This window comes from Kitasatospora sp. NPDC041917, from assembly GCF_055589745.1.
Map to the genome: position 1 here is coordinate 12,789 of NZ_JBVJBI010000011.1, position 13,939 is coordinate 26,727.

The window sequence follows — 13,939 nt, forward strand, 5'->3', positions numbered from 1 at the left end:
ATGCTCCGAATCCTCGCACGTCCAACGGACGGGGCGGCCGAAAAATCGCGGGCGGGGCGGGCCCGGGCGATCAGCCCGTTCCCGCCCCGCCCGCGTGGCCCGCGACGAGGGGTCATGCCCCGGTCGTCACCCGGTCGTCACCCCGGTCCACCCGGTCCACCCGGTCCACCCGGGTCGTCGGCCGGTCGCCGGTCGGTCGTCGGCCCGGCGTCACTTCTTCCACTTGGTCAGCGGACCGTCGCTGGCGCTGAAGCGGCGGAACGCGTAGACCGCGGCGCCGTCGTCCGAGATCAGGTACTCGGAGCTGCTGCTGCCGATGCCCATGCTGCTCGGCATGGTCATGGTGCCGAGGTCGGACAGCGAGCCGTCGGTCGGCGAGAGCGTCACCAGCCGGGCCGGCTTGTTGTAGCCCTGGTCGACGACCGCGCGGACCTTGCCGTCCTTGTCGGTCCCGGCCACCAGGCGCATGTCGTTGCTCGTCGAGCCGGAGGTGGCCGCCCACAGCCGCTTGCCGGTGGTCAGGTCGTAGGCGTTGATGCCCGGCTTGCCGCCGCTGACCTGGACGTACAGCGTGGTGCCGCTGACCACGTTGCGGGTGAGGGCCTCGTCCTGGCCGGAGAGGCGCAGGCTGTCCGAACCGGGCTCCTTGACGGACATCTGGTTGCCCGGCTTGTTGTCCTTGTCGAACGGCAGGATGTAGTCGCCCTGCGGGCCGCTGGACATCAGCAGCACCAGCGGCTTGTCCTGGACGACCGAGTCGACCTGCTCGATGCTGCCGGTGAGGGTGATCGGGGCGCTGGTCGGCTTGCCCGTCTCGGCGTTGACGACGACCAGCTGCGACTTCGGGCCGGTGGTGCCGTAGCAGCGGTCGCTGACCGCGATCTGGACGCCGGCCGCCTTGCCGCGCACCGAGCAGTCCTTGTCGCGCGGCTGGAACTGCCAGGCCGGCTGGCCGTTGGCGATGTTCAGGGCGCCGACCATGTTGCCGCCGACGGCGACCACGTTCTCGGTGACGCTGAGGGTCGGCGAGGACATCCGGTCGGCCGAGACCTTGACGCTCCAGAGCAGCTTGCCCTGGGTCAGGTCGACGGCGCCGACGGTGGAGCAGTCGCTGTCACCGGTGTTGAAGGAGACGGCGGCGACGCCCTTGGAGTTGGCGCCGTAGGAGGCGGTGCACATCTCCTTGCTGCCGGCCGGGACGGGGATGGTCCAGGCCTCCTTGCCGTCGGTCAGGTTGTAGGCCTTGATGCCGGAACCGTCGACGCGCACGGCGAGCTTGTCGGTGCCCCAGACACCGAGCAGCTGGCTCGAGGTGTCCGCGCCGGCCGGCTTGGGGACGCTCCAGGCGACGTTGAAGCTGCCGCCCTTGGGCCCGGGGCCGGGGGTCGGGCCGTTGCTGGTCCCGCCGTTGTCGGTGGTGCCGCCGTTGTCGGCGGCGACCGGGCCCGGGGCCGGATCGGGCTCGGGCTTGGGGTCCTTGAGCAGGACGACCAGGGCGACCACGATCGAGATCGCCAGCACACCGCCGATGATCCCGCCCCACAGCATCACGGGGTTGCGCTGCTTGGGAGGGACGGGCGCGACGGGGTAGCTGTACCCGGGCTGCTGCTGCGGGTAGTTGTAGCCGCCGGTGTTGTAGGCCTGCCCGGCGTCCGGGGCGCCGTACGGGGAACCGGGGACCGGGTCGTACGGGCCGAGCGGGGCGGCGCCGGGCGGCGGCGGGGCCTGGCTGGGGAACCCGGTCGCGGTCGGCGCGTACGCCGCGTACTCCGGGTTGCCGGCGGGCGGCTGCGCGGGCGGTGCCGGCGGTTGGGCGGGCGGCGGGCCCGCGGGCGCGACCGGGCCCGGGACGGCCGCGCCGTCGAGCTGCGTCATCTGGTCCGCGACGGCGGCCGGATCCACACCGCCGCCCGGCGGGCGCCCGAACGAGACGCCCCGGTTGTCCTGCGGACCGTTGCCGGGCGTTTCGCCTGCCCCCGGCGTAGGGTGATCCCCTGCCATCTGATTCCCCGTCATGTCTGGAAGCGTCCCCTTGCCGGTGCCGTCCACGGCTCCGGTGGGACGGGTGAGAATTGGGCACCATGCTAGTGGTGTGTCGTTTTCGGCCGCCGCCAGGACGGCCGATCCCCGTCTCCGCAGGTCCAGGCCTCGCAACACCTTCACCCCCCGATCACCGCGCCCCCACGCCCGCGCCCCGGCGCTCCGGTCCGCGCCGGTCGGCCGCCGTCCGCGCCCGGGGCCCCGTCCGCCCCGGCCGGGACCACCGGCCGGGACCCCTGCCCGGGCCCCGGGCCGTACCCTTCAGGAGTTGAAGGGGACGCCCGGCGGAGGGGTCCCCGCCCTGGGAGGGTGGATCATGTCGACGGACACACCGGGCTCGCAGTCGTCGCTGCACCGGGCGAACCTGGAACGGGTGCTCCGCGCGGTGCGGATGGCCGGCTCGCTGACCCAGGCCGAGATCGCCCGCGGCACCGGACTGTCCGCGGCCACCGTGTCCAACATCGTGCGGGAGTTGAAGGAGAGCGGCACCGTCGTGGTCGCCGACACCTCCTCCGGCGGCCGCCGCGCGCGCAGCGTCTCGCTCAGCGGGGACGCCGGCATCGTGGTCGGCATCGACTTCGGCCACACCCACCTGCGCGTCGCGGTCGGCAACCTGGCCCACCGGGTGCTGGCCGAGGAGAGCGCCCCGATCGACGTCGACGTCTCCGCCCAGCAGGGCTTCGACCGCGCCGAGGCGATGGTCGAGCGACTGCTGGCGCAGGCCGGGTTCCGCCCCGACAAGGTGATCGGCGTCGGCCTCGGCGTGCCCGGCCCCATCGACGTGGAGACCGGCGCGCTCGGCTCCACCGCGATCCTGCCCGGCTGGACGGGCATCGCCCCGGGCCGGGAGCTGACCGAGCGGCTCGGCATGCCGGTGCACGTGGACAACGACGCCAACCTGGGCGCGCTCGGCGAGCTGGTCTGGGGCGCCGGCCGCGGGCTGAGCGACCTCGCCTACATCAAGGTCGCCAGCGGCGTCGGCGCCGGGCTGGTGGTGAACGGGCAGATCTACCGCGGGCCGGGCGGCACCGCGGGTGAGATCGGGCACATCACCCTGGACGAGGCCGGGCCGGTCTGCCGCTGCGGCAACCGCGGCTGCCTGGAGACCTTCGTCGGTTCCCGCTACCTGCTCTCGCTGCTCGTCCCCACCCTCGGCCCGGACCTCAGCCTGCCCCGGGTGGTCGAGCTGGCCCAGCAGGGCGACCTCGGCTGCCGCCGGGTGATCGCCGACGCGGGCCGGCAGATCGGCACCGGCGTCGCCACCCTGTGCAACCTGCTCAACCCGCGCCGGGTGATCCTCGGCGGGGACCTCGCCGAGGCCGGCGAGCTGGTGCTCGCCCCGATCCGCGACTCGGTGGCCCGCTACGCGATCCCGAGCGCCGCCCGGCAGCTCTCGGTCGTCCCCGGCACGCTCGGCGGCCGGGCCGAGGTGCTCGGGGCGCTGGCCCTGGTGATGAGCGAGATGGGGGAGTCCGGCGCGCTCGGCCGCGCCTGACGCCGCCGGTCGGCGCACCGCGGCCGGCGCACCGCGGCCGGCGCACCGCAGACGGGGGCGTCCTGAACGTCCCGTCCCGAACGTCCCGTCCCGGACGGTCGACTCCGCCCGGATAAGCATGGTCGAACGCCAGTGCGTCAATCCGGCATGACCCGCCTCCCCCGCCCGACCTCCCGGAATGGCGGTAACGAGCGGTGGCACCGGGCGCGCCGCTCGGCGTCCGGGAGGCGGACATTAGACTCGACCGGTCGGCCCCGGCCGGGACCGCCGGCGTGGCACCGGACCGGGCAGCGACGCCCGTCGGACTTTCCGTGGTCCGCGAACACTGAACGAGGAGGAACGGGTGGCCCTGCTGACCCGCATTCGGGGACCGCGCGATCTCGACCGGCTCACGCCCGGACAGCTGGCCGCACTGGCCCAGGAGATCCGGACCTTCCTGGTGACCGAGGTCTCCAAGACGGGTGGCCACCTCGGGCCCAACCTCGGCGTGGTGGAGCTGACCATCGCGCTGCACCGGGTCTTCGACTCGCCGCGCGACCGCATCCTCTTCGACACCGGCCACCAGAGCTACGTCCACAAGCTGCTCACCGGCCGCCAGGACTTCTCCCGGCTGCGGATGAAGGGCGGCCTGTCCGGCTACCCGTCCCGCACCGAGTCCGAGCACGACGTGATCGAGAACTCGCACGCCTCCACCGTCCTCTCCTACGCCGACGGCCTGGCCAAGGCCAACCAGATCCTGGGCAAGAACGACCCGGTCGTCGCCGTCATCGGTGACGGCGCGCTCACCGGCGGCATGGCCTGGGAGGCGCTGAACAACATCGCCGACGCCGAGGACCGCCCGCTCGTCATCGTCGTCAACGACAACGAGCGCTCGTACTCGCCGACCATCGGCGGCCTGGCCAACCACCTCGCCACCCTGCGCACCACCCAGGGCTACGAGCGGTTCCTGTCCTGGGGCAAGGACGCGCTCCAGCGCACCCCGGTGGTCGGCCAGCAGCTGTTCGAGACGCTGCACGGCGCCAAGAAGGGCCTCAAGGACTTCATCGCCCCGCAGGGCATGTTCGAGGACCTCGGCCTCAAGTACATCGGCCCGATCGACGGCCACGACATGACCGCCCTGGAGTCCGCGCTGACCAAGGCGCGCGGCTTCGGCGGCCCGGTGATCGTGCACTGCCTCACCGAGAAGGGCCGCGGCTACCACGCCGCCGAGAACAACGACGAGGACCGCTTCCACGCGGTCGGCAAGATCCACCCGGAGACCGGCCTGCCGATCCAGAGCGGCGGCGGGCGGAGCTGGACCTCGGTCTTCGCCGAGGAGATGGTCGCGCTCGGCCACGAGCGCGAGGACATCGTCGGCATCACCGCCGCCATGCTCCACCCGGTGGGCCTGGCCCTGTTCGCCGAGGCCTTCCCGGACCGCATCTTCGACGTCGGCATCGCCGAGCAGCACGCCGTCACCAGCGCGGCCGGCCTGGCCACCAACGGCCTGCACCCGGTGTTCGCGGTCTACGCGACCTTCCTCAACCGGGCCTTCGACCAGGTGCTGATGGACGTCGCCCTGCACAGGCTGGGCGTCACCTTCGTCCTGGACCGGGCCGGCGTCACCGGTGACGACGGGGCCTCGCACAACGGCATGTGGGACATGTCGATGCTGCAGCTCATCCCGTCCCTGCGGCTGGCCGCCCCGCGCGACGCCGAGCAGGTCCGCGCCCAGCTGCGCGAGGCCGTCGAGGTCAAGGACGCCCCGACCGTGGTCCGCTACTCCAAGGGCACGGTCGGCCCGGCCGTCCCCGCGGTCGGCCGGATCGGCGGCATGGACGTGCTGCGCGCCGCCGAGGAGCCCTCCGGCGCCCACCGCGCCGACGTGCTGATCGTCTCGGTCGGTGCGATGGCCCCCACCAGCCTGGAGGTCGCCGACCTGCTGGCCGCCCGGGGCATCACCGCCACCGTGGTGGACCCGCGCTGGGTCAAGCCGGTGGACCGGGCCCTGCCGGGCCTGGCGGCCGAGCACCGGGTGGTCGTCACCATCGAGGACAACGGCCGGGTGGGCGGCGTCGGCGCGGCCGTGGCGCAGGCGCTGCGGGACGCGGACGTGGACCTGCCGGTGCGCGACTTCGGCATCCCGCAGGAGTTCCTGGACCACGCCAGCCGGGCCGAGATCCTGGCCGAGATCGGCCTGAACGCCCCGGACATCGCCCGAAAGGTGACGGCGCTGGTCGCCAAGCTGGACGCGGCGCCGGTCGAGGCCTGACCGGAGGCCGTCCGGGCGGAGCGGCCCCCGTTCCGTTGACGACCATTTGTCGTAACTCCGTAACAGTTCGTCACGGAACAAGCTGACAATCGCACTGAAAGGCGGGACCGGCGCCATCGGCGCCGATCCCGCCCGGTAGGTTGTCATCCGTGCCGACCCCCACCCGCCTCCGCCTCACCGGACTGGCCGAGCGCCTGCCCGAGCGCGTCCGTACCCGTCTGCTGACCGGGTACTGGACCAGGCTGGTGCCGGTGCTCGCGCTGGTCGCGCTGCTCACCCACATCCCCTCCTTCGCCCGGCCCGTCTGGAGCCCGGACGAGGGCTTCCTGGCGACCCAGGCCCGGATGCTGGCGGACGGCGGCGTGCTGTACGACACCGTGGTGGACCGCAAGCCCCCGCTGCTGCCCTGGCTCTACCAGGCCTGCTTCGCGGTCTTCGGCTCCGCCTCGCTCTGGCCGCTGCGCACCCTGGCGGTGGTGGCCCACCTGGTCACGGCGATCCTGCTGGCCTCGATCGCCCGCGGCCGCTGGGGCAACCGGGCCGGGGCCGGGGCCGGACTGCTCTACCTGCTGGTCTCCATCGGGCTCTCCCCGGAGGACACCCAGGCGGCGACCTTCGAGGTCTTCATGCTGCCCGCCATGGTGGCCGCCTTCCGGTACGCCGAACGGCGCCGCTGGCTGGCCGCGGGCATCGCGGTCGCCCTGTGCTCACTGACCAAGCAGACCGGCGGCGCGGTGCTGCTGCCGGTGCTCTGGATGCTCTTCCAGGACACCCGCCGGCGCGGGGTGCGCTGGCCGCCCGCGCTGTTCAAGATCGGGTTCGGCTTCACCCTGCCGATAGCGCTGGTCGCGGTGATCCTCACCAAGCCCAAGGGCTTCCTCTTCTGGGTGGTCACCGGCAGCGGCGACTACGCCTCCTTCGGCGGCGCCTGGCTCCAGATGCTCGGCCGGGCCCTCGGCAACTCGGCCATCCTGGTCGGGGCCGGCCTGGGCTTCCTGCTCCCGGTCGGGCGCAGGCTCTGGCTCAAGTACCGCCACCGCCCGCTGCCGGTGGCCGGCGAGGAGCACGGCTCGACCACCGACCTGTGGGTCTGGCTGCTCTCCTCGGTGGTCGCGGTCAGCGTGGGCTTCCACTTCTTCGGCCACTACTACCTCCAGCTGATGCCGCCGCTGGTGCTGCTGGGCACCGGGGCGATCGCCACCTCCGCGATCCGCTGGAAGCCCGTCCTGGCGTACACCACAGTCGCCGCCACGGTGTTCTGGAGCCTGGCGCTGGCCTGGCCGGGGGAGGGCCTCAACCGCACCACCGAGGTCGCCACCGCCGTCGCCGCCCAGACCACCCCGAAGGACACCGTGCTGGTCTGGGGCATGCACCCCGAGCTGTACTGGCTGGCCGACCGCAAGCCCGCCACCCGCTACCTGACCGCGGGCTTCCTCACCAACTACAGCGGCGGCAAGGACGGCAACCAGAACGTCGGCGAGCAGTTCAGCGTCGCCAACGCCTGGCAGACCTTCGACAAGGACCTCGCCAACGGCCTGCCCGAGGTCGTGGTCGACGACTCCGGCATCGCCCCGTACCAGCCGGTCATGATCCCCCGGATGGAGAACCTGCTGGACACCCACTACGAGATGGTCGGCGTCTTCGCCGACACCGTGGTCTACCGCCTCAAGCACTGAGACGCCCGCGTCCGGGCCGGCGGGCGGCAGCGCCGTCCACACCCGTTCCGCGCGGCAACGCCGTAAACACACTTCCGCGCGGCAACGCCGTACACACCCCTTCCGACGGCGGCGCCGTGCACAGCCCACGTTCCGGCGGCGACCCCGTACACAGCCCGTGCTCGGGCGGCAACCCCGTACACACCGAGGAGCCCCGGTGACCACTGGTCACCGGGGCTCCTCCGTGTTCCGGGTACGGGCCGTGCCTAGGCGGGCACCGAGGCCACGCCGGGGGCGAGGAAGGTCTTGCCGTTCACCCGCTCCGAGACGCCCTCACGGTCCAGGTACGGGGTGATCCCGCCCAGGTGGAAGGGCCAGCCGGCACCGGTGATCATGCAGAGGTCGATGTCCTGCGCCTCGGCGACGACACCCTCCTCCAGCATCAGACCGATCTCCTGCGCCACGGCCTCCAGGGCGCGGGCGCGGACCTGCTCCTCGGTGAGCACCGAGTCGCCGAAGGACAGCAGCTCCAGCACCTCGGGGTCGAGGACCTGCTGCCCGTCCGTCCAGGTGTAGAAGCCGCGCTTGCCGGCCTTGACCACCTTGGCGAGGTTCTCGGAGACGGTGAACCGCTCCGGGAAGGCGCCGTGCAGGGTCTCCGAGACGTGCAGGGCGATGGCCGGGCCGACCAGCTCCAGCAGCACGATCGGGGACATCGGCAGGCCGAGCGGCTCGACGGCCTTCTCGACGTCGGCGATCGGGGTGCCCTCGTCGATGATGCCCTGGATCTCGCCCATGAAGCGGGTCAGGATCCGGTTCACCACGAACGCCGGGGCGTCCTTGCAGAGCACCGAGGTCTTCTTCAGCTTCTTCGACACGGCGAAGGCGGTGGCCAGCGCGGCGTCGTCGGTCCTGTCGCCGCGGACGATCTCCAGCAGCGGCAGGATCGCGACCGGGTTGAAGAAGTGGAAGCCAACGACCCGCTCGGGGTGCTTCAGCTTCGAGGCCATCTCGGTGACCGACAGCGAGGAGGTGTTGGTCGCCAGCACGCAGGTCGGCGAGACCACGTTCTCCAGGTCCGCGAAGACGGCCTGCTTGACGCCCATCTCCTCGAACACGGCCTCGATGACGAAGTCCGCGTCGCCGAAGGCGGCGGCCTTGTCCAGCGAGCCGGAGACCAGGCCCTTGAGGCGGTTGGCCTTGTCCTGGCTGATCCGGCCCTTGCCGAGCAGCTTGTCGATCTCGGCGTGGACGTAGCCGACGCCCTTGTCGACGCGCGCCTGGTCGATGTCGGTGAGGACCACCGGCACCTCCAGACGGCGGGCGAACAGCAGCGCCAGCTGCGAGGCCATCAGACCGGCGCCGACGACGCCGACCTTGGTGACCGGGCGGGCCAGCGACCTGTCCGGCGCGCCGACCGGGCGCTTGGCCCGGCGCTGCACCAGGTTGAAGGCGTAGATGCCGCTGCGCAGCTCGCCGCTCATGATGAGGTCGGCCAGGGCCGTGTCCTCGGCGTCGAAGCCGGCCTGCAGGCTCGCCTTGTCGGCGAGGTCGAAGTCCTTGGCGGCGGCGATGATGTCCAGCGCCCGGTACGCGGCCGGAGCGGCGCCGTGCACCTTGCCGTCGGCGACCATGCGGCCCCAGAGGACGGCGTCGTCCCAGGCCTTGCCGCGGTCGATCGCCTCGCGCTCGACGACGACGTCGCCCTTGAGGACCTTGGCGGCCCAGAGCAGCGACTGCTCCAGGAAGTCGGCCGGCTCGAAGATCGCGTCGGCGATCCCCAGCTCGAACACGTCCTTGCCCTTGAGCTGCTTGTTCTGGTTCATCGAGTTCTCGATGACGACCTTGACGGCCTTACCGGCACCCACCAGGTTCGGCAGGATGGTGCAGCCGCCCCAGCCGGGGACGAGGCCGAGGAAGACCTCGGGCAGCGAGAAGGCCGGGACGCCCGCCGACACCGTGCGGTAGTCGCAGTGCAGGCCGACCTCGACGCCGCCGCCCATCGCCGCGCCGTTGTAGAAGGCGAAGGTGGGGACGGGCAGCGAGGCGATCCGCTTGAAGACGTCGTGGCCGCCCTTGCCGATGGCCAGCGCGTCCGCGTGCTCCGTGAGCAGCTCGACGCCCTTGAGGTCGGCGCCGACCGCGAAGATGAACGGCTTGCCGGTGATCGCGGCACCGACGATCGTGCCCTCGGCGGCCTCGGCCTCGACCTGGTCCAGCGCCTCGTTCAGCTTGAGCAGCGAGCCCGGGCCGAAGGTGGTCGGCTTGGTGTGGTCGAAGCCGTTGTCCAGGGTGATCAGGGCCAGCCGGCCGGCCTGCAGCGGCAGGTCGAGGTGGCGGACGTGCGCGGTCGTGACGACCTCGCCCGGGAAGAGCTCGGCGCCGCGGGTCAGCAGCTCAGTGGTGTTGGCCATGGTCACTTACCACCCTCGACCTGAGACGACGTTTCCGCTCCGCTCCAATGCGGGTTCTCCCAGATGATCGTGCCGCCCATGCCGAAGCCGATGCACATCGTGGTGAGGCCGTAGCGGACCTCCGGGCGCTGCTCGAAGCGGCGGGCCAGCTGGTTCATCAGGCGCACGCCGGAGGAGGCCAGCGGGTGGCCGAAGGCGATCGCGCCGCCGTACGGGTTGACCCGCTCGTCGTCGTCCGCGATGCCGAAGTGGTCCAGGAAGGCCAGGACCTGGACGGCGAAGGCCTCGTTGACCTCGAAGGCCTGGATGTCGTCGATGGTCAGACCGGCCTTGGCCAGCGCCTTCTCGGTGGCCGGCACCGGGCCGACACCCATGACCTCGGGCTCGACGCCCGCGAAGGCGAACGAGACCAGGCGCATCTTCACCGGGAGGCCGAGCTCCTCGGCGACGTCCTCGGCGGCCAGCAGCGAGGCGGTGGCGCCGTCGTTCAGACCGGCCGAGTTGCCCGCGGTGATGTTGCCGTGCGGGCGGAACGGGGTCTTGAGGCCCGCCAGGTTCTCCATCGTGGTGCCCGGGCGCATCGGCTCGTCCACGGTGGCCAGGCCCCAGCCGGTCTCGCCGACCTCGGGCTTGGTGTTGCGGATCGTGATCGGCACCAGGTCGGGCTGGATGTCGCCGTTGGCGTACGCCTTGGCGGCCTTCTCCTGCGAGCGCACGGCGTAGGCGTCGCAGCGCTCCTTGGTCAGGTGCGGGAACCGGTCGTGCAGGTTCTCCGCGGTCATGCCCATGAACAGGGCGGACTCGTCGACCAGCTTCTCGGAGACGAAGCGCGGGTTCGGGTCGACGCCCTCGCCCATGGGGTGGCGGCCCATGTGCTCGACGCCGCCGGCCACGACCACGTCGTACGCGCCGAAGGCGATGCCGCCCGCGGTGGCGGTCACGGCGGTCAGCGCGCCGGCGCACATGCGGTCGATCGAGTAGCCGGGCACGGACTTCGGCAGGCCGGACAGCAGGGCGGCGGTGCGCCCGATGGTCAGACCCTGGTCGCCGATCTGCGTGGTGGCCGCGACGGCGACCTCGTCGATGCGCTCGACGGGCAGGTTCGGGTTACGGCGCACGAGCTCCCGGATGCACTTGACGACCAGGTCGTCGGCGCGCGTCTCGTGGTAGATGCCCTTCGGGCCGGCCTTGCCGAACGGGGTGCGGACGCCATCGACGAAGACGACGTCCCTCGCGGTACGAGGCACGGGGGCTCTCCTCCCAGGGACCAACATTTAGGTGGGCGGGCTGCCGCCGTCGAAGACCCGAGCGGCGCCGCATCACGGCCATGCTACCCGCCGGTAACCAACCTGCCCAGGCCCCTCGGAGGGATCTGACCATGTGTCTCCCGACACGTTCCCCGGCCGTCCGACCAGGAGCGCCGGTTCCCGGGGACGACGAAGGGGATGTCGCCCGTACGGACGACATCCCCTTCCCGTGTTGCCGGATCGGCCCGGACCGCGACCGGCCCCGCGCGGCCGTCGGCCGTCGGCCCCGGGCCCCGACCGGCTCCGCGCCGTGATCAGTCCTGGGCGACGACCGCCGCGGCGAAGGCGGCGGCCACCGCCGGCGCCACCAGGTCCACCTGCCACTGCCGGGCGCCGAGCCCGCGCAGTGCGGCGGCCACGCCCTCCGGGCCCGGGTCGGCCGGCGGCTGCCAGGAGACCCGCCGGACCAGGTCCGGGGTGATCAGGTTCTCGGCCGGCAGGTGGTGGCGCTCGGCCAGCTCGCTGATCGCGCTGCGCGCGCCGGAGAGCCGGGCGGCGGCCACCGGGTCCTTCTCGGCCCAGGCCCGCGGCGGCGGCGGTCCCTCGTGCGGCGCGGTGGCCGGCGGCAGCAGGTTCTCCGGGATCTCCCGGCCGCGCTGCACGGCCGCCAGCCACTGCTCCAGCTGGCGCCGGTGCACCCGGGGGCCGAAGCCCTGGACGGCCTGCAGGGAGGCGATGTTCAGCGGCATGGCCAGTGCGGCGTTGACGATCGCCGCGTCCGCGAGCACCCGGCCGGGGGAGACGTCGCGGTCCTGCGCCATCCGGTCGCGGGCGAGCCACATCTCGCGCACCACGGCCAGCTGACGGCGGCGGCGGACCTTGTGCAGCTGGGAGGTGCGGCGCCACGGGTCGGTGCGCGGGGCCGGGCGGGGCGCGGCGGCGATCGAGGCGAACTCCTCCATCGCCCAGCCGAGCTTGCCCTGGGCGTCCAGCTCCCGTTCGAGTGCGTCGCGCAGCTCGACCAGCACCTCGACGTCCAGAGCGGCGTAGCGCAGCCACGGCTCGGGCAGCGGGCGGGTGGACCAGTCGACCGCGGAGTGCTCCTTGGCGAGGCTCAGCCCGAGCACGTTCTCGGTCATCGGCCCGAGGCCGACCCGGGCGAAGCCGGCGATCCGCCCGGCCAGCTCGGTGTCGAAGAGGCGCCGGGGTCTCATGCCGACCTCGGCGAGGCAGGGCAGGTCCTGGCTGGCCGCGTGGACCACCCATTCGGCGTCCTCGACGGCCCGGCCGAGCGCACTGAGGTCCGGGCAGGCGATCGGGTCGATCAGGGCGGAGCCGGAACCCTCGCGGCGCAGCTGGATGAGGTAGGCGCGCTGCCCGTAGCGGTAGCCGGAGGCCCGTTCGGCATCGACGGCCACCGGTCCGGTGCCCCCGGCGAAGGCGGCGACGACGGCGGCCAGCGCCCGGTCGTCCGCCACCACGGGTGGGATCCCGTCCTTCGGTTCGAGGAGCGGGACCGGGGCTGCTTCTTCTGGGATGGCTGCTACGGCGTCGGTCACCCCCCAAGGGTACGACGGTCCTCACGGCCGGGAGTGTTGTCGGACTGGTCAGACTGTTGATCGCCGAGGGATCGCGGGGCGGGCGGCACAGGACCGCGCGGGGGCCGTACGGGGCTTCGCGGGGGCGCCGTGGGGGTGACACGGGGGGACGGTGCGAAGGCCCGGCCGCCCGCCCGTCCCCGGGCGGGCGGCGCGCGCCGGGAGGCCGGGGGCCGCACGGCGGCGGCCGAGGAGGAACGTTCCTCCTCGGCCGCCGCAGCGGTCCGGAGCGCCCGGCTCAGTGGATGATGCCGGTGCGCAGCGCGACCGCGACCATTCCGGCGCGGTCGCCGGTGCCCAGCTTGCGGGCGATCCGGGCGAGGTGGCTCTTGACGGTGAGCGCCGACAGGCCCATCGCCACGCCGATCGCCTTGTTGGACTGTCCCTCGGCGACCAGTCGCAGCACCTCGACCTCGCGGCCGGAGAGCTCGCGGTAGGCGGCCTGCTGCGCGCCCGGCGCGCCCGGCGCACCGGGCGCTCCGGGGGCGCCCGGAGCACCGGCCGCGCCCGGCATGCCAGGCATCCCGGGGCGGCGCATCCGGCCGGCCAGCCCGGCGGCGCCAAGCGGCATCCCGGGGCGGCCCGGCATCGCGACGTTCGTCCGGGTACCGGTCACCACGTATCCCTTGACACCGCCGGCCAGCGCGCTGCGGACCGCGCCGATGTCGTCGGCGGCGGACAGTGCCAGGCCGTTGGGCCAGCCCGCGGCGCGGGTCTCGGCGAGGATGGTCAGCCCGGAGCCGTCCGGGAGGTGCACGTCGGCGACGCAGATGTCGCGGGGTGTGGAGACCCGGGGGCGGGCCTCGGCGATGGAGGACACCTCGATCACGTCGCGGACGCCGAGTGCCCACAGATGGCGGGTGACGGTGTTTCGGACACGGGGATCGGCGATGACCACCATGGCGGTGGGCTTGGTCGGCCGGTAGGCGACCACGTTTGCGGGGTGCTCAAGAAGGACCGACACCAGGCCTCCTGCGGGGAGTGGCGGACGGAACCCCGATGGGGGCGGTCGGAGTGTTCCGCGTTCGGAAAGGGTCACAGTCTGCTTCGGCAGCAACCGTGCCCGGCTTTAGCGAAAGATCACGATCTAGTGAGTAACAATACGGACAAATCGCGCAAATGATTGATGCGACATGCCCGGTATTCGCACAAAATCGATCAGATTCGGTGTCGATCGGTCGGTGTCGACCGGTGAATTGACGAAGAGCGGGTCCGAAGTCACACTCCGTCAGCCCTGGG

At 72.6% G+C, this 13,939-nt stretch carries 8 protein-coding genes; 3 read left to right on the forward strand and 5 right to left on the reverse strand.

Annotation, left to right across the window (positions count from 1 at the left end):
• Window positions 1-210 precede the first annotated feature (210 nt).
• Complete coding sequence (locus tag ACZ6EM_RS15665) at window positions 211-1,875, reverse strand: outer membrane protein assembly factor BamB family protein (protein ID WP_465772550.1); 1,665 nt, start codon at window positions 1,873-1,875, stop codon at window positions 211-213.
• 481 nt (window positions 1,876-2,356) lie between these two features.
• On the opposite strand from ACZ6EM_RS15665, the gene ACZ6EM_RS15670 reads away from it, so the two are divergent.
• The 3 genes from ACZ6EM_RS15670 to ACZ6EM_RS15680 all read left to right on the forward strand — a co-directional run bounded on the left by ACZ6EM_RS15670 (window position 2,357) and on the right by ACZ6EM_RS15680 (window position 7,462).
• Window positions 2,357-3,535: an ROK family transcriptional regulator gene (locus ACZ6EM_RS15670; RefSeq protein ID WP_359910917.1), complete on the forward strand. Its 1,179-nt coding sequence runs from the start codon at window positions 2,357-2,359 to the stop codon at window positions 3,533-3,535.
• Between the two features lie 343 nt (window positions 3,536-3,878).
• Window positions 3,879-5,786 (forward strand): 1-deoxy-D-xylulose-5-phosphate synthase, encoded by a 1,908-nt coding sequence (dxs, locus tag ACZ6EM_RS15675; protein ID WP_465772551.1) that lies wholly within the window; start codon window positions 3,879-3,881, stop codon window positions 5,784-5,786.
• Between the two features lie 149 nt (window positions 5,787-5,935).
• On the forward strand, window positions 5,936-7,462 hold the full coding sequence (locus ACZ6EM_RS15680; protein WP_401051071.1) for an ArnT family glycosyltransferase: 1,527 nt from the start codon (window positions 5,936-5,938) through the stop codon (window positions 7,460-7,462).
• A gap of 245 nt (window positions 7,463-7,707) precedes the next feature.
• Here ACZ6EM_RS15680 and ACZ6EM_RS15685 read toward each other — a convergent pair whose 3' ends face one another.
• From ACZ6EM_RS15685 to ACZ6EM_RS15700, 4 genes are all read right to left on the reverse strand, one after another.
• Entirely contained in the window at window positions 7,708-9,855 is a 2,148-nt protein-coding gene (locus tag ACZ6EM_RS15685; protein WP_401053072.1) for a 3-hydroxyacyl-CoA dehydrogenase NAD-binding domain-containing protein, read from the reverse strand.
• A gap of 2 nt (window positions 9,856-9,857) precedes the next feature.
• Window positions 9,858-11,102: a thiolase family protein gene (locus tag ACZ6EM_RS15690; protein WP_465772552.1), complete on the reverse strand. Its 1,245-nt coding sequence runs from the start codon at window positions 11,100-11,102 to the stop codon at window positions 9,858-9,860.
• 314 nt (window positions 11,103-11,416) lie between these two features.
• Entirely contained in the window at window positions 11,417-12,661 is a 1,245-nt protein-coding gene (locus ACZ6EM_RS15695) for an HRDC domain-containing protein (RefSeq protein ID WP_380551151.1), read from the reverse strand.
• A 277-nt stretch (window positions 12,662-12,938) separates the two neighbouring features.
• Window positions 12,939-13,664, reverse strand: a complete 726-nt coding sequence (locus ACZ6EM_RS15700; RefSeq protein WP_465772553.1) for a LuxR C-terminal-related transcriptional regulator — start codon at window positions 13,662-13,664, stop codon at window positions 12,939-12,941.
• Window positions 13,665-13,939: the final 275 nt, after the last annotated feature.